The organism is Stackebrandtia albiflava, from assembly GCF_007994225.1.
In the GTDB taxonomy this organism is placed as follows: Bacteria; Actinomycetota; Actinomycetes; order Mycobacteriales; family Micromonosporaceae; genus Stackebrandtia; species Stackebrandtia albiflava.
Genome location: NZ_VLLL01000006.1, coordinates 1,520,916 through 1,541,053, shown reverse-complemented (window position 1 = coordinate 1,541,053; position 20,138 = coordinate 1,520,916). Strand labels below are relative to the sequence as shown.

The window sequence follows — 20,138 nt, the reverse complement described above, 5'->3', positions numbered from 1 at the left end:
GGCATGTTAAGGTCGCTCCCATACCCCGTGCGGGTATATCGAGACGACGAGAGGTGATTGCGTTGAAGACCCCGATCAAGATCGCCGGATACGTCGCCGGGCTGGCGGTCGTCTTCGCCGCCGCCCTGTGGGCGGGCGGCCGGTTCGACTTCTCACCCCAGGACGCCGAGGCCACACCGGACGGCGCACACGACGACGGGCACGGCGGCGACCACGACACCGCCGCCGACGACCCACCCGGCGGGCTGCAGATCGCACAGGACGGCTACCGGCTCGTCCCCGAAAGCGACGTGCACACCGGCGGGGACTACCGCTTCCACATCGAGGGCCCCGACGGCGCACCCGTGACGGAGTTCACCACCGAACACGACGCCGACCTCCACCTCATCGTGGCCCGCCGCGACCTGACCGGTTACCAGCACCTCCACCCCGAACTCGCCGACGACGGCACCTGGAGCACCCCGCTCGACCTGCCGGAACCCGGCCAGTACCGGGTGTTCGCCGACTTCGCCCCCGCCGGGGCCGAAGGACTCACCCTCGGCGCCGACCTCGCCGCACCCGGCGACCACACCCCCGCCGACCTCCCCGAGCCCGCGGCCGAATACCGGGTGGACGACTACACCGTCACCCTGGACGGCGACGTGTCGGCCGGAACGGCCACCTCGGTGACCCTGTCGGTGAGCCTGGACGGGGAACCCGTCACCGACCTGGAGCCCTACCTCGGCGCGTACGGCCACCTCGTCGCACTGCGCGGCGGCGACCTGGCGTACCTGCACGTCCACCCCGAGGGCACCCCCGGCGACGGTGAGACCACCCCCGGCCCCGAGGTCGGATTCCAGATCACCGTTCCCAGCCCCGGCGATTACCGGCTGTTCCTCGACTTCAAGCACGACGGCGAGGTCCGCACCGCCGAGTTCACGCTCTCGGTGCCGCCCACCGGCGGCCACCCCGACGACACGCCCTCGGGCGACACCGCCACGGAGTCCCCGTCCGGTGACGGCCACGAGGGGGACGACGACGGCGGCCACGGCCACTGACGACCCCGCGCCGACCCGGCTGCGGCATTGCTCACAGGGCGTTGCCGACGGCCGGGTCGGCTGCTTTACTTGCCAATCGTGACGAGCCGACACCACTGGGGACACCGCGGGGACACCGCGCCGTCCGTCATGGTCGTCTGCCGCCGAATGTGTGCCATCTGAGGGCTCCCGCCACACCCGCGCCGCGCCCCGAAGCGGCCGTTCGCCATCGCCCGATAGGCACACCATGATCCGTCTCCGCGACATCACCAAACGGTTCGGCGACATCGTCGCCGTCGACGACGTGAACCTCTCCGTACCCGCCGGCCGCATCCACGGCGTACTCGGCCGCTCCGGCGCCGGCAAGTCGACGCTGCTGCGCACCGTCAACCTCCTGGAACGGCCCGACCGTGGCACCGTCGAGGTCGACGGCGTCGACCTCACCCGGCTCGACCACGACGCGCTCCGGCACGCCCGAAGCCGCATCGGGATGGTCTTCCAACACTTCCGCCTACTGCACAACCGGACGGTCGCCGCCAACGTCGCGCTCCCGCTGAAACTCCACGGGACACCCCGTAACCTGCGCGCCACACGCGTTCGGGAGCTGCTGGAACTGGTGGGCCTGCCCGACAAGGCCGACGCCTACCCCTCCCGGCTGTCGGGCGGGCAACGGCAACGCGTCGCGATCGCCCGCGCCCTGGCGTCCGGTCCCGAGGTGCTGCTCTCCGACGAGGCGACCAGCGCACTCGACCCGCAGACCACCATCGACATCCTGGACCTGCTGGTGAAGCTGCGCGCCGAACTCGGCCTCACCATCCTGCTGATCACCCACGAACTGGACGTGGTCACCCGGATCTGCGATTCGGCCTCGATCATGACCGACGGCGCCGTCACCGAGTCCGGCCCGGTGGCCGACCTGCTCGCCACACCCGGCTCGCAACTCGGTTCCCAGGCGTTCCGGCTACCGGACGAGGGCGTGTCCCTCGACCCCCGGACCGGCCTGGAGATCACCTTCACCGGTGCCGCGGTCGGGGACCCGGTCGTGGCGACACTGGTCAACCGGTTCGGACTGGACGTGTCGATCACCGACGCCGCCGTGCACACCACCACCTCCGGCACGGTCGGCAGGCTACGGCTGCGGCTTCCGGAGGGGACCGACCCGGTTCCGGCCGTGGAGTGGCTGGCGACCAACGGATACGGGGTGCGACGCGCATGACCGAGAAACTCGTCGAGGCGAGCCTGGAGACCCTCCACATGGTCGGCCTCTCGGCACTGTGGACGCTCCTGGCCGGTGTGCCGTTGGGTGTGCTGCTGTTCGCGACCGGACCCGGCGGCTTCCGGCGCAGGCCGGTCACCCACCGCGTGGTGGGCACCGTCGTCAACGTCGGGCGGTCCGCGCCGTTCGTCATCCTGATGGTGGCGATCACCCCGCTCACCCGCGCCCTGGTCGGCACCACCATCGGCAGCGCCGCCGCCGTGGTGCCGCTGGCGGTCGCCGCCGTGCCGTTCTTCGCCAGGCTCGTGGAGTCCGCACTGCTCGACGTGGATCCGGGCCTGCTGGAGGCCGCCGACTCGATGGGCGCCGGCCGCCTCGGCACCATCCGGCACGTGATGCTCCCCGAGGCACTGCCGGGACTGCTACGCGGCTTCACGGTCACGGTCGTGGCCATCACCGGCTACTCCGCGATGGCCGGCGCGATCGGCGGCGGCGGCCTGGGCGACCTCGCCATCCGCTACGGATACCAGCGCTACGAGACCGGCTACATGATCGCCACCGTCGTGCTGCTGGTGGCGTTGGTGCAGGTCGTGCAGTTCCTCGGCGACCACACCGCGCGGCGACTCGACCGCCGCTGAGCACTCCCCCGTCGGCCGCATCGTCGCGGCCCCCGTGTTTCCTTTGAATCCGATAGGAGAAACAGAATTATGAAACGTCACCTCGCCGTCGCGGGCATCGCCGGCCTGACCGCCGCCACGGTGCTGACCGGTTGCGCCTCCGGAGACGACGACACCCTATTGGTCGGGGCCAGTCCCACGCCGCACGGGCAGATCCTGGAGTTCATCTCCGAGAACCTGGCCGCGGACGCCGGGCTCGACCTGGAAGTGGAGGAGTTCGCCGACTACACGCAGGTCAACCCCGCGCTGCAGGCCGGCGACCTCGACGCCAACTACTTCCAGACCCCCGCCTACCTCGCCGAGTACAACGACGGCAACGACGGGAACCTGGTCAGTGTCGCGGAGGTCCACGTCGAACCGATGGGTCTGTACTCGAACTCCGTGACCTCGCTCGACGCGATCCCCGACGGTGCGCAGGTCGGCATACCCAACGACGCCAGCAACGGCGGCCGCGCACTGCAACTGCTCCAGACCGCCGGACTGATCACGCTCGCGGAGGGCGCGGGTGAACTGGCCACCGAGGACGACATCGTCGACAACCCGAAGAACCTGGAGGTCGTACCGCAGGAGGCGGCACAACTGCCCCGATCGCTGGAAGACCTCGACCTGGCGGTGATCAACGGCAACTACGCGCTGGAGGCGGACCTGTCACCGGCGGACGACGCGCTCGCCGCCGAGGCGGGCGAGGGCAACCCCTACGCGAACCTGCTCGTGGTCACCGAGGAGAACCGCGACGACCCGCAGGTCCAGAAGCTGGCCGAACTGCTCAACTCCCCCGAGGTCGCGCAGTTCATCGAGGACACCTTCTCCGACGGCTCCGTAATCCCCGCCTTCTGACCCGATCGGTCGTAGACGGCACGAGTGCACCGCCCGGCCCACGACGCCGATGGGCCGGGCGGTGCGACGTCATGCCGCCGAGCGCGGTGTGAATCCTATGGTCAGTTCCACCTCCAGGTCGTCCGCCAACCTCTCCAGAAGTGGAATGGTCGGCGTCACCCCGCCGCCCTCCAGTCGCGAGACCTGCGGTTGGCTCATTCCGGCCCGCTCGGCGAGTTCGGATTGGCTGATGCCCAATTCCATCCGACGGTCGTAGACGAGCCGGCCGAGCAGATAACCGCGGCGGGCGGCTTCATAGTCCTCCGAGTGACCCGCCTGTCGATGCCATCCGGCGTGATCCGACCTGATGACCGTCATCGCTGCTCCTGAGGAAAACCGGTTGATGCCACTAACTGGGACATGTTTTTCAACGCCAGGTGGCAGCACCAGTAGGACCACTGGTAGCATTAACCCATGAAAGTGAGCGTGAGCCTACCAGAGAGTGACATCACCTTCGTGGACGACTACGCCCGGAGAATGAACGTCCCCTCCCGTTCTGCCGTGCTGCACAAGGCATTGGAACTGCTCCGCATGGATGAGCTTGAAGAGGAGTACTCACAGGCTTGGGACGAGTGGGAAGGCAGTGACGACGCCGCACTGTGGGATCAGACCAGCAGCGATGGACTCGCCGATGCGGCGGGGTGACATCTACCTGGTCGATTTCGAACCACATCAAGGTAGTGAGGCCAACAAGGTGCGTCCTGCCGTCATCGTCAGCAACGATGCGGCGAACCGGTCTGCGGAGAGGCGCGGTCGTGGGGTGGTCACCGTGGTTCCACTCACGTCCAACACCACCCGGATCCTGTCATTTCAGGTATACCTAGAGGGCCGGGAATCGGGCCTCCGGCAGGACTCCAAGATCCAGACAGAACAGATCCGGGCCGTCGATGTGAGCAGGATCCGAAATCGCCTGTCGACACTGAGCGACCAGAAGTTGATGGAACTCGACCGGGCCACTCGGTTGCACCTGGCGTTGTAGGGTCTGCGGACCCGCACCCTGGCCGGGGATGTCGGGCGGGCGTGGTTTGATGACTCGCGTGACTTCGCCCGGGTATCGCTTCGTGGCCCCGCCGGCCTATGCGACCGCCGGCGGCGCACCCCGTCGCCTGGACCCCGGGCAGGCCCGGGTCGTCGCCCACCGGTTCGGGCCGCTGCTCGTGCACGGTGGCCCCGGAACCGGCAAGACCACCACGCTGGTGGAGTCGGTCGCCGCCCGGGTCGATGAGGGCGTACCGCCGCAGGACATCCTGGTACTCGGCTTCGGGCGGCGGGGTTCCGCCCGGTTGCGGCACCGGATCGCCGCCCGGCTGGGTCGCACCGGCGCCGAGGTCGCCGTCCACAGTTTCCCGGCGTTCGCGTTCGCGCTGCTGCGGCTCGCCGCCGCCCGGCGTGGCGCACCGCCACCCCGGCTCCTCAAGGGACCGGAGCAGGACGTCGTGATCCGGGAACTGCTGGCCGCCGACGACGTCGCCTGGCCCGACTCGGTCACGCCCGCCCTGGCGACCCGGGCGTTCGTCGAGCAACTGCACGACGTGCTGCAACGCGCCACCGAACGCGGTATCTCGGCGCCGCGGCTCGCCGAACTGGGGCGCGTCCACGACCGGCCGGAATGGGTGGCCGCCGCCGACTTCCTGACCAGGTACGTGGACGTCCTGGCGCTGTCGTCGTTGACCGGTGCGGCGTCCTACGACGCGGCGGAGATCATCCGCGCGGCGGCCCACGAACTCGCCTCCGATCCGGGCCTGATCCGGCCGCCCGCGTACGTCTACGTGGATGAACTACAGGAGATCGTGCCCGCCCAGTCGGAGTTGCTGAGGCTGGTCGCCGGTGGCGGGGCGAACCTGGTCGCGTTCGGCGACGCCGACTCGGCCGTGTTCGGCTTCCGGGGCGGCGATCCCACGGTGATGCGTGACTTCCCCACGGTCTTCCCCACGGCGGCGGGGGATCCCGCGCCGGAGGTCGATCTCGCGGTCTGCCACCGCAGCGCCTCGGCCCCCCACTCCGCCGCCGCCTCGGTGGCGGCGCGGCTGCGCGGCTCGGCGCGGCACCGCGGGCATCTGCCTCCGCCGGAGGTCGGTGCCGGGGACGTGACGGTGACGGTCCTGCCGTCCGGCGGCAGGCAGGCCGGGTACATCGCGGACGTGCTGCGCCGCACGCACCTGCGGGACGGCGTGCCGTGGTCGCGGATGGCGGTGCTGGTGAAGTCGGCGACGGAGCACCTGCCGCAGATCTCCCGGGCACTGCGGCAGGCGGGAGTACCGGTCAAGCGCGCCGCCGACGACACGCCGCTGTCGGCGCAGCCGATGGTGGCGCAGTTGCTGACCGTCATCCGTTGCGGGTTGAACCCGAAACTGCTGGACGAGCCGACGGCGGTGGCGTTGCTGCACTCCCCGTACGGCGGGGCGGACGCCCTGCGGGAGCGGCGACTGCGCCAGGAGTTGCGGCGCCGCGCGGTGCGGTCCGACGTGTTCAGGCACAGCGGTGAGCTGCTGGTGGAGGCGCTTCGGGAACCGGACGTGCTCGACGAGTTCGACGACGCCGACTGGGTGGCGCCCGCCCGCCGGATCGCCCGGTTGCTGACCGTCGCGGCCACCGCGACCGGCAGCGTCGAGAACGTGCTGTGGGAGGTGTGGCGGGCGGCGGGCGTGTCGGACCGGCTCGCCGCGCTCGCGGTCTCGGGCGACAGTCGCGCGGAGGCGGCGGACTCCGATCTGGACGCGATGATGACGTTGTTCGACTGGGCCGCCGAGTTCACCGACCGGCTGCCGGGCGCCGGCCCCGAGGTGTTCTGCGCGCACGTCATGGAACAGGTCATCCCGGCCGATTCCCTGGCGCGGCACGCCCGGCGTGGTGAGGCGGTCCGGTTGACGACGGTCCACCAGGCCAAGGGTGGCGAGTGGGACGTCGTCGTGGTCGCCGGTGTCCAGGAGGGCCGGTGGCCGAACCTGCGGCCACGCGGTTCGCTGATGGGCGCCGAACAGCTCGTGGACGCCGCGGCGGGGAACCCGCCGGAACAGATGAACGTGATGGCGGCGCTGCTGGAGGAGGAGCGGCGGCTCTTCCACGTGGCGGTGAGCCGGGCGCGGGATCGCCTGGTGGTGACGGCCGTCTCCGACGACGACGAGTCACAGCCGAGCCGGTTCGTGTCGGAACTGGGGGTCACCCCGGTGGAGGTGACCGCGTTGCCGCGTGCCCTGACGCTGCCGGCGCTGGTAGCGGAGCTGCGTACCGCCGCGTGCGGTCCGGAGGGGGCCGGGCGTGACGCCGCGATCGCGCAGTTGCGGCGCCTGGCCGAGGCCGGTGTGCCGGGCGCCGACCCCGCCGACTGGTGGGGCCTGCGTCCCCTGTCGGACGAGCGGGAGCTGCACCTTCCGGGCGAGCGTGTGAAGGTGTCGCCCTCGACGATCGAGCGGTTCGACCAGTGTGGACTCCGTTGGATCCTGGAACGTCACGGCGGCAACGAACCCGCCGGACTGCCGCAGAAGATCGGCGACCTGGTCCACGCCGCCGCCGAGGCGGCCGCCGGTACGGCCGACCCGCAGGGCGCGATGCGCGAGTTCGTCGACCGGCGCATCGGCCTGTTGCCGTTCGCGGCACCGTGGAAGGCCCGGCAGGACATGGAGCGGGTACGCGGGATGGTCGACAAGCTCGGCGGCTGGCTGGCGGACAATCCACGCACCCTGGTGGCGGCCGAGGCTCGGTTCACCGTCTCCCTCCCCGACATCGCCCCGGGCGTGTCGGCCGAGCTGTCGGGCGTGGTCGACCGGGTCGAGCGGGACATGGACGGCCGGTTGCACATCGTCGACATCAAGACCGGCACCACGCCGATCACGCAGAAGGAGGCGGCGGTCAACCCACAGTTGGCGGCCTACCAGTTGGCGGTGGAGGCGGGCGCGTTCTCCGAGTGGAGCGACGTCCGCGAGCCCGGTGGCGCGTCGCTGGTGTACACCGGCACCAAGGGCGCGTCCGTGTCGGTGCGGGAACAGCCCGCGTTGCCCGACGCCGCCGATCCGGGGTGGGCGCGGGACAAGGTCACCGACGTGGCCGGGCGGATGGCGGGTGCGACGTTCCTCGCGGTCCACTCGCGTCGCTGCGACACCTGCGCGGTGAAACAATGCTGCCCGATCAGCGGTAAGGGCGGGTCGGTCACCGAGTGAGCGTCCGGGTGGGACGGGAGGGAGCAGGATGAGCGGGCACCGTTTCTCGGCGCGTCGGCTGGCGGCGCTGCTGGGCGACCCACATCCGCCGACGGCGCAGCAGGCCGCCGCGATCGAGGCGCCGCTCTCGCCGCAGTTGATCGTCGCGGGCGCCGGTTCGGGGAAGACGGCGACCATGGCGGCGCGGGTGGTGTGGCTGATCGCCAACGGGCACGTCCGGGCGGACCAGATACTCGGGTTGACCTTCACCCGCAAGGCCGCCGCCGAGCTCGCCCGCCGGATCCGGAGCAGGTTGGCGCGACTGGCCGGAGTGGACGGTGTCACCGGCCCGGGCGGCGAGCCCGCGACCGGGGAACCGACCGTCTCCACCTATCACGCGTACGCCGCCTCGCTGGTGACCGAACACGGTCTGCGGGCGGGTATCGAGACCGGTGCGACGGTCCTGTCGTCGGCGCAGGCGTGGCAGGTGGCGTACGCGGTGGTGCGGGGTTACGACGGCGACATGTCGGCGACGAACCTGAGTGTCGACGAGATCGCCAAACGGGTGCTGTCGCTGTCCGACGAGATCTCCGAACACCTCAGCGACGCCGACGGCGTGCGCGGCCACACCGAGCAACTGCTGGAGGAACTGCGGGCACGGCTCGGCCGGTCGACGAAGGCGGTGGAGGACCTGGTGACGGGCCTGCGGGCCAGGCTCCAGCTCCTTCCACTGGTGGCGGAGTACCGGGAACGGAAGCGGGCGATGCCCGCACAGGACTTCGCGGACCAACTGGCGCAGGCCGCCCATCTGGCGATCACGGTCCCGCAGGTGGGCGTGATCGAGCGTGAGCGTTACCCGGTGGTCCTGCTCGACGAGTACCAGGACACCTCGCACGCCCAGGTGGAACTGCTCAAGGCGGTGTTCGGCGGCGGGCATCCCGTCACGGCGGTCGGCGACCCCTGCCAGTCGATCTACGCGTGGCGCGGTGCCAGCGCCGGGACGCTCGCGCGTTTCCGCGACGACTTCCGCACCCGGGACGGTGAACCCGCCGCGCGCGCCGAACTCACCGTCTCGTGGCGCAACACCGCCGCGGTGCTCGGCGTCGCCAACGCGATCTCGGAGCCACTGCGGGCCGGCGGCCTGCCGGTGTCGGTCCTGGAGCCGGGGGCGGCGGGCGACGGCGAGGTGACGGCGGCGCTGTTGTCCACGGTGGATGACGAGGCGGAATGGGTCGCGGACCGGATCCGGCGTCACTGGGACGAGACCGATCCGCAGTCGCCGCCGTCCACGGCGGTGCTGGTGAGGAAACGGGACCAGATAGCGCGGCTGGAGCGGGCGCTGCGGGACCGCGACCTGCCGGTCGAGGTGGTCGGTCTCGGCGGCCTGCTCGACGCGCCCGAGGTCAGGGAGGTGTACGCGACGCTGCAGGTGCTGGCCAAGCCGGGTTCGGGACCGGCGCTGGTGCGGCTGCTGACCGGGCCGAGGTGGCGGATCGGGCCACGGGACCTGACGGCGCTGTATCGCAGGGCCAGGGAACTCGCCCCGGAACAGCGCGGCTACGAGCCGACCGCCGAGGGGCTCGACGAGGTCACACTCGCGGAGGCACTGGAGGACCCGGGCGACCCGGATTCCTACAGCCCGGCCGCGTGGGAGCGGTTCGGGGAACTCCGCGCCGAACTCGCCCTGCTGCGTTCCCGCGCCGACCAACCGGTGACCGACCTGATCGGCGAGATCTGCCGCGTGTCGGGCCTGGACGTGGAGATCATCGTCCACCGGCAGGACACCGCCCGGCTCGACGCCTTCGTCGAGGAGGCCGCCCGGTACAGCGGCTACGCGGCGGCGCCGAGCCTCGCGGGCTTCCTGTCCTATCTGGAGGCGGCCGAGGAGCGGGAACGGGGATTGGAGGTCACCGGCGCCACCGTGCACACCGGTGCCGTCCAGATCATGACCGTCCACGCCGCCAAGGGCCTGGAGTGGGACTGCGTGGCCGTTCCCGGCCTGGTCGACGGGGGATTCCCGGGCCGCACCCGGGACGCGAACTGGCTCACCGCCACCGGCCGCCTCCCGTACCCGCTGCGCGGCGACGCCATGGAGTTGCCGGTGTTCGACCTGAGCGAGGTGACCGCTCCCCGCGACCTCACGACGGCAGTGAAACGGTTCGCCGCGGATCTGCGGGAACACCACGAGACGGAGGAACGCCGACTGGCGTACGTGGCGTTCACCCGGGCGCGCCACCGACTGTGGGCCTGCGGCCACTGGTGGAGCCCCGCCGCGCAGTCGCCCCGGGGACCCTCCACCTTCCTCACCGAGCTGCGGGCCGCCGGCGCCACGGTCGGGGAATGGCTGGCGGCACCGACTTCGCAGGAGAATCCGCTGCTGGCCGACCACGTGCAGGCGGTGTGGCCGCCCACCGATCCGCTCGGCGAACGGCAGGCCGCGTGGCTCGCGGCCGCCGAGGCGGTCCGTCGTCCCGTCGAGCCCGGCTCCGACGCCGCCGACTCCCGGTGGGCCGAGGAGGTCGACCTGTTGCTGGCAGAGCGGGCGGAGTCGGCGGCCGACGAGGCGGTACTGCCGCGGCCCGACCGGCTGTCGGTGTCGCAACTGGTCGCCTGGCACACCGACGCGCAGCGGTTCGCGTCCTCGCTGCGCAGGCCGGTGCCGGAGGCACCCGCACCGCACACCCGGCGCGGTACCGCCTTCCACGCCTGGGTGGAACGGCGGTTCGGCGCCACCGCGCTCATCGACCTGGCCGAGCTGCCGGGCGCGGCCGACCCACACGCGGCACCGGACGAGTCGCTACGTGAACTGCAGGAGGCGTTCGAGGCGTCGGAGTGGGCGGGCCGGACTCCGGTGGCGTTGGAGGTGCCGTTCACGACGGTTCTGGAATCGGTCGTGGTGCGGGGACGCATGGACGCCGTCTTCGCGACACCGGACGGCGGATACGAGGTCGTCGACTGGAAGACCGGACCACCGCCACGCGGCCGGGCCGCCAGGGCCGCGGCGATGCAGTTGGCGGCATACCGGCAGGCGTGGGCGGCGCTGCGGAACGTCCCGGTGGCGAAGGTGACGGCGGCGTTCCATCACGTCGCGGACGACGTCACGATCAGGCCCGCCGACCTTCCGGGCCTCGCGGAGCTGGCCGAGCCGCTGCGGACCCGCGACACCGGACCACTGCCGCGGACCCGGACCGCGACGCCGGCGGAGGAACACACCTCGCCCGCCGCGGGCGGACCCACGGCGGGCGGGGCGGACGACCGCGGTGTCACAGCAGCGCCGTGACCTCACGGGTGTAACCGTCGTGTCCGAGCCGGTTCGGGTGGTAGGACTCACCGATCGGATTGGACAGTCCGTTGAGCCATTCGACGTCGTCGCAGACGGCGTGCCCGTCGAAGGCGTCCCGCGCGTCCAGGTAGGTGAATCCGAAGTCGGCGGCGACCGCCTCGGTGGTGTCGGACAACAGGTCGGCCGCCGCGTTGAGGCGTTCCTGCTCACCGGCGCTGATCCGGGCCGCGAAGTTGCAGGTCTCGCCGTTGAACAGCCTCGGGTACCCGACCACGATCACGGTGGCGCCGGGCGCCGCCGCCGCGATGTCGGTGTAGAGGGCGTCGAGCCTGCCGGGCAGTGTGGTGCGGATGAAGTTCTCGGCACGGTCGATGTCGCCCCAGCAGGTCCACGGCCAGGGCCGGGCACAGGACACCAGCACGTCGGTCCAGCCGGTGTCGTTGCCTCCGGCGGAGACGGTTATCAGGTCGGTCTCGGCGGACAGGTTCCCCAGTTGTTCGTTGCGTACGTCGGCGATCCTGGCGCCGGAGCAGGCGTCGAAGGTCAGGGTGTAGCCGTGCTGTACGGCCAGTTGGGCGGGATAGGAGTGGTGTGACCGCTGGCATCCGGAGTCGAAGTACTCACGGGTTCCGGTGCCGGAGCTGTAAGAGTCACCCAGGGCCACGTAGTCGACGGCGTCGCCGCCGGGGTCCGCCGATGCCGGGCCGACGGAGACGAGCAGCATCGTCGCGGCCGCGGCCGCCACCATGCCGAGTTTCATCAGGGAGCGCATCCAAGTCCTCCGGGGGTCGAGAATGGATACTGGGCGTGATGTACTCCACGGTCCCAGGAACGGGGACGGATGTCCAGAGGCGATCACGCACCGTGGGCCCGAAGGTCCATAACCGGGCGATAACCGGTGCGGGGAGGGCCGGTGGCCCGTGGCCCCGGCCGTGCCGGTTGTCCGCATCGGCGACACTTGACGGCGTGAAGGACGAGATCCGGCCCGAGAGCCCTCCGCCGCCGCCGACCGACGGCGTCGATCGCAGGATGCTGCTGTGGTTCGCCGCGGCGGGCGGCGGCATCGCGGTCGTCGGTGTGGTGCTGGTGCTGATCCTCACGCTGACCAGCGGCCTGCCCGGTGACACCCCGGGGGAGCAACCGGGTCCGAGCGAGAGTCTTCCCCCGCTCGCGGCCGCGTGCCCACCGCCGACGGAACAGCCGCCGGAGGGTGAGGAGATGCCCCCGTACGAGGGGGACGTCACCGTCGACGAGGCCAGCGGCATCAGCTACAAGGCGTTCGACGACCCGTGGCTGCCCTGGACCCAGAACTGGACGCAGGGCGAGTTGCAGGTCTCCTACCTGGTGGGCCAGTACTTCGTCACCGAGGAGTACGCGGGCGGGCAGTATCTCGCGTCGATCCTGTCCGGTCACGTGCCCGCGGCCGTCAACGACGGCACCGACCTGGACCTCAAGTGCGTGAGCGAGCAGGTCGTCGCCGACGTGCGGGACAACTACTATCCGCAGCCGAACGAGATGGAGTCGATCCGGGACGAGGCGGTCGTGTTGGGCGGCAGGCCCGCGTGGATCCGTGAGTTCCGGTTGAGCTTCACCCAGGAGGGCCTGACCGCGACCGACGAGCTGGTGGGTGTGGCGCTCATCGACGTGGGTCGCGCGGAGGCCGCGGTGTTGTACGTGTCGATCCCGGGAACCCACTCCGAGTACGACGACGTCGTCAGCGAGGTCATGGACTCGGTGCGGCCCACCGGTTAGCGCCCGTGCGGTGAGTCCGCGCGCCTCGGTTCCGGCGCCGCGGTGTCACTCGTGGCCCTCCGGCGCGCGAGCCGGGGCCGGACGCGCCGGGACCGGTCGTCGGACGGTGTACCCACGCAGCCGTCGCGGCGCGGGTCGCCCGCGCCACCGGCGGGTCCGATGGCGCTGACCCCGCCGAAGTAGTGCGCGTCGCCGTGCCAGTGGGTCACCCGGTAGCCGGCGCGACGCAGGTCCACCTCGGCGCGGCCGGGCAACGGCGCCTCACAGATGACCCGCCGACCCACGACGTGCCACCGGTCCGCGGCGATGGCCGCGTCGATGGGTTCCCCGTCCAGGAGATGCCGGACGAGGGTGTGGACGAGTGCGGTCCGGATGCGGGACGCCCCGGCCGCACCGATGGCGAGTTCCACCGCGTCGGCGCCGGGACGCAGCACCACACTCGGGCACATCATGCTGTGCATGCGGTCGCCCACACCGACTCCGGCGTCACGCAGCTCGCCCTCACCGAGCATCGAGTTCAGGTGTACGCCGGTGCCCGAGGGCCACACCCCGGAACCGACGCCGAGTGTGGTGGTGACGGCGCAGGCGTTGCCGGCCGCGTCCAGCACGGAGATGTTCGTGGTGTCGCCCGGCGAGGCGTCGGGCCGGCTGCTCAACGCCTCGGCCAGCATCACCGGGCGCTTCGCGGCGTCCACTCCGGACAGGGCCGCGAGCCGGCCGAGGGTGCCGACGGTGTCGGCGCGGTCGCGGCGACCGATGACGCGCCGCCCACCGAAGTCCACGGCCGTCACCGGCAACCACCGGGGCCGGTACGCGGCCAGGTCGGCGGCCGACAGGGCACCGCCCTCGGCGCGTACCGCCGCCACCAGGCGCGCCGCCGTGTCACCGTGGTAGAAGTCGGCCGTCCCGGTCTCGGCCAGTGCCCTCAGCGTGTCGGCGAGCCCGGGATGCCTCACGAGACGACCGGCGGTTAAAGGCTTCCCGTCCGGGGCGTAGGCGCGTCCGCCGTCCCCCGGCAGCAGGGCCGCCGCCAGGGCGGGCAACGCTGCGGCGTGCCGGGCCAGCAGCGGGGCGCCGCGCTCGGCGATGGCGATCGCGGGGGCGATCAGCCGGCGCCAGGGCAGCCGGCCGAACCGGTGGTGCAGTTCGCGGCAGCCCGCCGGGACGCCCGGCACTGCCACGCTGGCCGCGCCGACGGCGAACTCCAGGGGCATCCCGCCGAAGTCGACGTCGATGGGACGCACGGGTGCGACCGTGGCGGGCGGATCCAGTCCGGGCGTAGACACGAAGAAGTCCAGGCAGCTCACCTGCCTGGACTTCGCATCGTAGTACGTGGCGAATCCCCCACCGCCGAGACCGGTCATGACCGTCTCGGCGACACAGGACGTCAGGACCGCCGCGATCGCGGCGTCGGCGGCGGTGCCGCCGTCGGCCAGCACCGCCACACCGGCCTCCACTGTGGCCGGGTGGCCGGCGGCGACCCCGGCGTTGCTCATACCGGGCAGCCTAAGCCGCCGAGCGCGATGTGACTGTCGGGAACCCGTCAGCCGCCCGCCGTGAAACCGACACCGCGGACGACCGGCTCACCTATCTCCACATAGGCCAGCTTGTCCACGGGGACGATGAGCCGGCGGCCCTTGTCGTCCTGGAAGCTCAAGGTGCGCTCGTCGGAAGACAACGCCGCCGACACCGCGCCCTCGATGTCGTCGGCCGACTCGGCGCTCTCGAACACCAGTTCCCGCGGCGCGTACTGGACACCGATCTTGACCTCCACAGGCCCTCTCCTCTTCGTCGTCATGGGTGTGACGTGTTCCCACGGCACCCGTACCCGCAGGTGCGCGCCGCCCGATCACCACCGCGCCGCCGGTCTCCCGGCGTCACACGGCACCCGATCCGGCGCCCGCCGCCCTGCACGAGGTTACGAGACAACCGTCGGTACACCGGCACCGGTGTGGCCGCGACCCGCGACCCGGTGAGGTGCCGTGGCGTGACAACAGCACCCGCCGGGCCGTCATTCCCGATCCCACGGAACCGGGGTCCCGGCGCGGGGATCAGGCCGGATCGGACTCCGGCTCGCCCTGCAACGGGAACCGGGAGATGCCGCGCCACGCCAACGTGGCCAGCAGTTCGACGGCCTCCTCCTTGGGCACCGCGCGCTTGGACGCCAACCAGCGCCGCGCGGCCATCTCCGCCGCGCCCGTCAATCCGATGGCGAGCAGGTCGGCGCGTTCCCGCCCGACGCCGGTGTCGGCCATGATCGTCTGGGCGATGGCCTGGCCGCAGTCGCGTTCGACCCGGTCGACCCGCTCGGCGACCGCCGGATCGTTGCGCAGGTCGGATTCGAACACCAGCCGGAACGCCTCCCCCCGGGCGTCGACGAAGTCGAAGTACGCCCGCATCGCGGCCTGGACGCGGAACTTGTTGTCGGTGGTGGACTCCATGGCCTTGCGGACCGTGTCGACGAGTGCGGCGCCGTGCGTGTCCAGCAGCGCCAGGTAGAGCTCCAGCTTGCCGGGGAAGTGCTGGTACAGGACCGGTTTGCTGACACCGGCGCGGTCGGCGATGTCGTCCATCGCGGTGGCGTGGTAGCCACGGGCGACGAACACCTCCTGGGCGGCGTCGAGTAGCTGGCGGCGACGCTCGGTCCGCGGCAACCGGGCACCACGTCCGTCTGTGAGAGTCATACTCCAGCCTCGATTCTGTATTCGCGTCATGTCGTTACCGGCCGGTCACGACTCCGCGTGCTACGGGCGTCTTCAGTCGCCGGTCCTTCTTAAGGTAACGTGCGAACAGCCTATGAGAGGGGTCGCGTGGTGTACCAGCCAAACCAACCCGATGACGCCGGCGCGCCCGAGAACATGGTGCGATCGCAGTTCGGTTCACCACGCCCGGGCAGTAACGGCGCGGGACACCGCCGCGACAAATCGGCCGATGTGCCCGAAACGTACCGTTTCGATCCGTCGCGTCCCCGCCGTCGCCGTTACGCCGGTGAGAAACCCGAGGAGACGGCCGAGACCACCGAGACCACGGACTCGGAGGACGAGGGCGGCCCCGGCTGGACGGTGGCGCGCCCCGACCACCTCCTCAACGGCAGCACGGGTGCGACCACTCCCGAACCGCGCCGGCCCAGCCGGGCGGAACGCCGCCGGCAGGCCGAGAACCCGTCCGCCGACGAGACCGACGAGGACACCGCCGACGAGTACGCCTCCACGCGACGCTCCGACCTGACCCGCATCGCCACCTTCCTGCGACGCACGCAGGAGACCGAAGCCGATTCGGCGGACGACGAGGCGGCGGCGGGCGTGGCGGAGAAGACGTCCGAACTGCCGACCGTCACCCGGCGTCAACCGACCCCGCTGATCCCCTCACCGGCGGAGCCGGTGGACGCCACCGACTCGGTGTTGGCGGCGGTCCGCGACATCCCCGGCGTCAACGGTGCCCGGCTGACCGACTCGGACCAGCGGCTGGCCCTCGACGTGGCCGACGACGCCGACGCCGAACTCGTGCAGCGGCAGGTCGCCGACATCCTCAACCGGCAACTGGGCGTCCAGGCGCGGCCGGTCAGCGCCGCGGTGGGCACCATCGAGACCGACGGCGCCGACCGCGGTGTCCCGGCCGTGAGCCGCGCCGTCCTGGAACGGATCCAGGTCATCACCTCCGGTTTCGAATCCACCGTCGAGGTCGCGCTCGCCGTGGACGGGGCGCGGGCCGTCGGGCGGGCCAGCGGTCCGGCCGTCGACTGGCACATCCTGCGGGGCGCGGCCGACGCCACGGTCGACGCGGTCGGCGTCCTGGTCGGCCGGGACGCCCGTGTCGTGGTGGAACACGCCTCGATCGAGCCCGCCGGTTCGGTGAAGGTGGCGCTGGTGGTGGTCCTGCTGCTCACCGAGGCCGGAGCGGAACAGCTCGCGGGCGCCGCGCCGGTCACCGGCGACCGCCGTCAGGCGATCGTTCACGCCACCCTGTCTGCGCTCAACCGCCGCATCGAGGCGTTGCTGGCGTGAGGCGGTTCCACCGGGGCGCCGTGACGCGCCGGTCCCCCTCAACTCGGAAACCACCGCCCGTATCGGTCATAGAATCGGAAACATGAAACGCGCACTGCTCGCACCCGTATCCGAGATCAGGAAGCGCGACAGACTCGCACCCCCGTGGCCCGGTCGTGAACACCTCGTCGACGACCAACGGCTGTTCGTGAGGCAGACCCCCGCCACCTCGGACTCGGCCGAACCCGCCCTCTACATCCACGGCCTGGGCGGCTCCTCCCAGAACTGGACCGACCTGGCCGACGTGCTCTCCGACCGGCTCGCCGGCCAGGCCATCGACCTGCCCGGGTTCGGGCACTCCGCCCCGAGCACGAAGTACACCATTCCGGCCCTCGCGCAACGGGTCGCGGCGTGGATCGGCAAGTCCGACCGGGGACCGGTCCACCTGTTCGGGAACTCGCTGGGCGGCGCCATCTCGGTGTACCTGGCCGCGACCCGCCCGCAGCTCGTCCGCACCCTGACGTTGATCTCCCCGGCCATGCCGTTCGCGGACGTCCGCCGGTCGACCCAGTCACGTTTCCTTCCGCTACTGGCGATCCCGCGTGCGGATCGGCTCGCGGCCCGCGCCATGGCGGGGCTCAGTCCCGAACAGGTCGTGGACCAGGTGACCGCCAACTGCTGGGGCGAACCGGACTGCCTGCCCGACCAGCGGCGCCTGGAGGCGATCGACGAGGTCCGGCGGCGCATGTCGGTGCCGTGGAACTCGCAGGCGTACGTGCGGACGTTCCGGGCGTTGGTGGGCAGCTTCCTACAGAGTTACCTTCCGGGGTCCTCGTCGCTGTGGCGGATGGCCGGCCAGGTGAAGGCGCCGACACTGGTGGTGTGGGGGAACCTGGACCGGCTCGTCAACGTGGGACTCGCTCCGCAGGTCGGCCGCACCATCCCCGACTCGCGTCTGCTCATCCTCGACAAGGTGGGCCACGTCGCCATGATGGAGCGCCCCGAGATCGTGGGACGCGCGTTTCTGGCGATGCTCGATGAGACCCGGGACACCAACTACACTCAAGCCGATGTCGAGGAGTGAACGCGCACGTCAACGCATGCTCCGCCGCCGACGCCGGACGGTGTTGGGAGCCGTACTGCTCCTGGTCTCGGTACTGCTGACCACCTGGGCGCTGCGGGATCCCGCCGGCGATCACGTGGACGCCGCGATGGCCGAGTCCACCTCACCGGACGCCGATCAGTCGGCCGACGCGGACGGCCGGGCCGACGCCGCGGCCCCGGAACCCGAGGGGACTCCCAGCCCCACCCCGACCGTCACCGAACGGGGCGACGGGGACTTCGAGTTCGCCGACGTCCCCTCCGACGCCGAAGTCGTCGGCGACGGTGGTGAACTCATGACCTACCGGGTCGCGGTGGAGAACGGCATCGGCGAGGAACCCGACGAGTTCGCGGCGTTCGTGGCGCGGGTGCTCGCCGACGAGCGCGGCTGGACCGCCGGGGGCGACTGGCGTTTCACCCACAGCGACGAGGACTGGGTCGGTTTCACGATCTACCTGGTGTCCCCGGCGACGCGCGCGGAACTGTGCGGCTCACCGGACACCTTCACCTCCTGCCGCAACGGCGACGCCGTCGTCATCAACCTGGAGCGGTGGCTGCTGGCGGTCGAACACTGGGACGCCCCGCTGGAGTCGTACCGCGAGTACGTGGTCAACCACGAGATCGGCCACCGGCTCGGCGAGGGCCACGTGGTGTGTCCCGAGGCGGGGGCGCCGTCGCCGGTGATGGCGCAGCAGACGCTCGAACTGCGTGGTTGCCGGGCCAACGCCTGGCCGTATGTGGACGGCGAATACCTCACAGGCCCGTTGGGGGAATACGAGTAATCCGACAGGCATTATTGGAGACATGGCATTGCCTCCACTTGTCGAGCCGGCCACCGAGCTCACCGTTGACGAAGTCCGACGTTACTCCAGACACCTCATCATCCCCGACGTGGCGATGGACGGCCAGAAGCGGCTGAAGAACGCCCGTGTCCTGTGTGTGGGAGCGGGCGGCCTCGGCTCGCCGGCCCTGATGTACCTGGCGGCCGCGGGAGTGGGCACGCTGGGGATCATCGACTTCGACGTCGTCGACGAGTCGAACCTGCAGCGGCAGATCATCCACGGGCAGTCCGACATCGGACGGCCGAAGGCCGAGTCCGCCGCCGCGTCGGTCCGGGAGATAAACCCCCTGGTCGAGGTCGTCATCCACAACGAGGTGCTGACCAACGACAACGTCATGGACGTGTTCTCCGGCTACGACCTCATCATCGACGGCACCGACAACTTCGCCACGCGGTACATGGTCAACGACGCGGCGGTGCTGCTGGGCAAGCCGTACGTGTGGGGTTCGATCTACCGGTTCGACGGCCAGGCGAGCGTGTTCTGGGCCGAGCAGGGCCCGTGCTACCGCTGCCTCTACCCGGAGCCCCCGCCGCCGGGCATGGTGCCGTCCTGCGCGGAGGGCGGCGTGCTCGGCGTGCTGTGCGCGTCGATCGGTTCGATCCAGGTCACCGAGGCGATCAAGCTGCTCACCGGCACGGGTGAACCGCTGGTCGGCAGGCTCATGGTCTACGACGCCCTGGAGATGTCGTACCGTACCGTCAAGGTCAAGAAGGACCCGGACTGCGCACTGTGCGGTGAGAACCCCACGGTGACGGGTCTGATCGACTACGACGACTTCTGTGGCGCCGTCAGCGAGGAGGCATCAGCGGCCGTGCAAGGTTCCACCATCACCGCGAGCGAGTTGAAGGAATGGCTGGACGCGGGCAAGGACATCGACCTCATCGACGTGCGTGAGCCCGCCGAGTACGAGATCGTCCGGATCCCCGGTTCGCGCCTGCTGCCCAAGGGCGACATCGTGTCCGGGGCCGCCCTGTCGGAGCTGCCGACCGACCGGCAGGCCGTCTTCTACTGCAAGGCGGGTGTGCGTTCCGCCGAGGCGCTCGCCGCCGCGAAGGCCGCCGGTCTGAGCAACGCCGTCCACGTGCAGGGTGGTGTGCTGGCCTGGATCAACCAGGTCGACCCGAGCCTGCCGACGTACTGAGACATCCATCCACGAAGGACACCGTGCCGCTTCGGCCGGTGTCCTTCGTCGTGGCCGCGGACCGACGCCGGGCGAACCGGGTCGCGGCGTGACACGCCAAGTACATTGAGGCCGT

Annotated in this window: 18 protein-coding genes; 13 read left to right on the top strand and 5 right to left on the bottom strand. The window is 71.0% G+C overall.

Features of this window, described 5'->3' with window-relative positions:
* Positions 1 to 62: 62 nt before the first annotated feature.
* The 4 genes from LX16_RS18085 (at position 63) to LX16_RS18070 (ending at position 3,746) form a co-directional block, all read left to right on the top strand.
* A complete protein-coding gene (locus LX16_RS18085; protein ID WP_211354572.1) occupies positions 63 to 1,037 on the top strand; it encodes a hypothetical protein in 975 nt (324 codons plus the stop codon).
* Positions 1,038 to 1,263: 226 nt separating this feature from the next.
* Complete coding sequence (locus tag LX16_RS18080) at positions 1,264 to 2,232, top strand: methionine ABC transporter ATP-binding protein (protein ID WP_147140375.1); 969 nt, start codon at positions 1,264 to 1,266, stop codon at positions 2,230 to 2,232.
* Positions 2,229 to 2,870 (top strand): methionine ABC transporter permease, encoded by a 642-nt coding sequence (locus LX16_RS18075; RefSeq protein WP_147140373.1) that lies wholly within the window; start codon positions 2,229 to 2,231, stop codon positions 2,868 to 2,870. Before LX16_RS18080 ends, LX16_RS18075 begins: the two co-directional genes overlap by 4 nt.
* A gap of 69 nt (positions 2,871 to 2,939) precedes the next feature.
* Complete coding sequence (locus LX16_RS18070; protein WP_147140370.1) at positions 2,940 to 3,746, top strand: MetQ/NlpA family ABC transporter substrate-binding protein; 807 nt, start codon at positions 2,940 to 2,942, stop codon at positions 3,744 to 3,746.
* Positions 3,747 to 3,815: 69 nt separating this feature from the next.
* Here LX16_RS18070 and LX16_RS18065 read toward each other — a convergent pair whose 3' ends face one another.
* Positions 3,816 to 4,103 (bottom strand): helix-turn-helix domain-containing protein, encoded by a 288-nt coding sequence (locus LX16_RS18065; RefSeq protein WP_147140368.1) that lies wholly within the window; start codon positions 4,101 to 4,103, stop codon positions 3,816 to 3,818.
* Positions 4,104 to 4,199: 96 nt separating this feature from the next.
* Between LX16_RS18065 and LX16_RS18060 the strand changes: the two genes are divergently transcribed.
* From LX16_RS18060 to LX16_RS18045, 4 genes are read left to right on the top strand one after another with little or no spacing between them, the layout of a single operon-like run.
* Positions 4,200 to 4,430, top strand: coding sequence for a ribbon-helix-helix domain-containing protein (locus LX16_RS18060; RefSeq protein WP_147140367.1), 231 nt, complete (start codon positions 4,200 to 4,202; stop codon positions 4,428 to 4,430).
* A complete protein-coding gene (locus tag LX16_RS18055) occupies positions 4,321 to 4,764 on the top strand; it encodes a type II toxin-antitoxin system PemK/MazF family toxin (RefSeq protein WP_342210865.1) in 444 nt (147 codons plus the stop codon). The genes LX16_RS18060 and LX16_RS18055 overlap by 110 nt, the downstream gene beginning before the upstream one ends.
* A gap of 58 nt (positions 4,765 to 4,822) precedes the next feature.
* Positions 4,823 to 7,942 (top strand): ATP-dependent helicase, encoded by a 3,120-nt coding sequence (locus tag LX16_RS18050; protein WP_211354571.1) that lies wholly within the window; start codon positions 4,823 to 4,825, stop codon positions 7,940 to 7,942.
* Between the two features lie 28 nt (positions 7,943 to 7,970).
* The gene (locus tag LX16_RS18045) at positions 7,971 to 11,201 is read left to right on the top strand and encodes an ATP-dependent helicase (protein ID WP_147140361.1); all 3,231 of its coding nucleotides are present in this window, start codon (positions 7,971 to 7,973) and stop codon (positions 11,199 to 11,201) included.
* Here LX16_RS18045 and LX16_RS18040 read toward each other — a convergent pair.
* Complete coding sequence (locus LX16_RS18040) at positions 11,185 to 11,976, bottom strand: SGNH/GDSL hydrolase family protein (protein WP_147140358.1); 792 nt, start codon at positions 11,974 to 11,976, stop codon at positions 11,185 to 11,187. The genes LX16_RS18045 and LX16_RS18040 overlap by 17 nt on opposite strands.
* A gap of 194 nt (positions 11,977 to 12,170) precedes the next feature.
* Between LX16_RS18040 and LX16_RS18035 the strand changes: the two genes are divergently transcribed.
* Positions 12,171 to 12,956 (top strand): hypothetical protein, encoded by a 786-nt coding sequence (locus tag LX16_RS18035; protein WP_211354570.1) that lies wholly within the window; start codon positions 12,171 to 12,173, stop codon positions 12,954 to 12,956.
* Here LX16_RS18035 and LX16_RS18030 read toward each other — a convergent pair.
* The 3 genes from LX16_RS18030 to LX16_RS18020 form a co-directional block, all read right to left on the bottom strand.
* Entirely contained in the window at positions 12,953 to 14,452 is a 1,500-nt protein-coding gene (locus LX16_RS18030; protein WP_147140357.1) for a gamma-glutamyltransferase, read from the bottom strand. The two genes, LX16_RS18035 and LX16_RS18030, sit on opposite strands and share 4 nt — an antisense overlap.
* Positions 14,453 to 14,499: 47 nt before the next feature.
* Positions 14,500 to 14,730, bottom strand: a complete 231-nt coding sequence (locus LX16_RS18025; RefSeq protein ID WP_147140355.1) for a DUF3107 domain-containing protein — start codon at positions 14,728 to 14,730, stop codon at positions 14,500 to 14,502.
* Positions 14,731 to 15,007: 277 nt separating this feature from the next.
* On the bottom strand, positions 15,008 to 15,640 hold the full coding sequence (locus LX16_RS18020; RefSeq protein WP_147140353.1) for a TetR/AcrR family transcriptional regulator: 633 nt from the start codon (positions 15,638 to 15,640) through the stop codon (positions 15,008 to 15,010).
* A gap of 249 nt (positions 15,641 to 15,889) precedes the next feature.
* Here LX16_RS18020 and LX16_RS18015 point away from each other — a divergent pair, with 249 nt between their 5' ends.
* From LX16_RS18015 to moeZ, 4 genes are all read left to right on the top strand, one after another.
* The gene (locus LX16_RS18015) at positions 15,890 to 16,960 is read left to right on the top strand and encodes a hypothetical protein (protein WP_147140351.1); all 1,071 of its coding nucleotides are present in this window, start codon (positions 15,890 to 15,892) and stop codon (positions 16,958 to 16,960) included.
* A gap of 82 nt (positions 16,961 to 17,042) precedes the next feature.
* Entirely contained in the window at positions 17,043 to 18,023 is a 981-nt protein-coding gene (locus LX16_RS18010; protein WP_147140350.1) for an alpha/beta fold hydrolase, read from the top strand.
* Entirely contained in the window at positions 18,010 to 18,822 is an 813-nt protein-coding gene (locus tag LX16_RS18005; RefSeq protein WP_147140348.1) for a DUF3152 domain-containing protein, read from the top strand. Before LX16_RS18010 ends, LX16_RS18005 begins: the two co-directional genes overlap by 14 nt.
* 22 nt (positions 18,823 to 18,844) lie before the next feature.
* On the top strand, positions 18,845 to 20,023 hold the full coding sequence (gene moeZ / locus LX16_RS18000) for an adenylyltransferase/sulfurtransferase MoeZ (RefSeq protein WP_147140346.1): 1,179 nt from the start codon (positions 18,845 to 18,847) through the stop codon (positions 20,021 to 20,023).
* Positions 20,024 to 20,138: the final 115 nt, after the last annotated feature.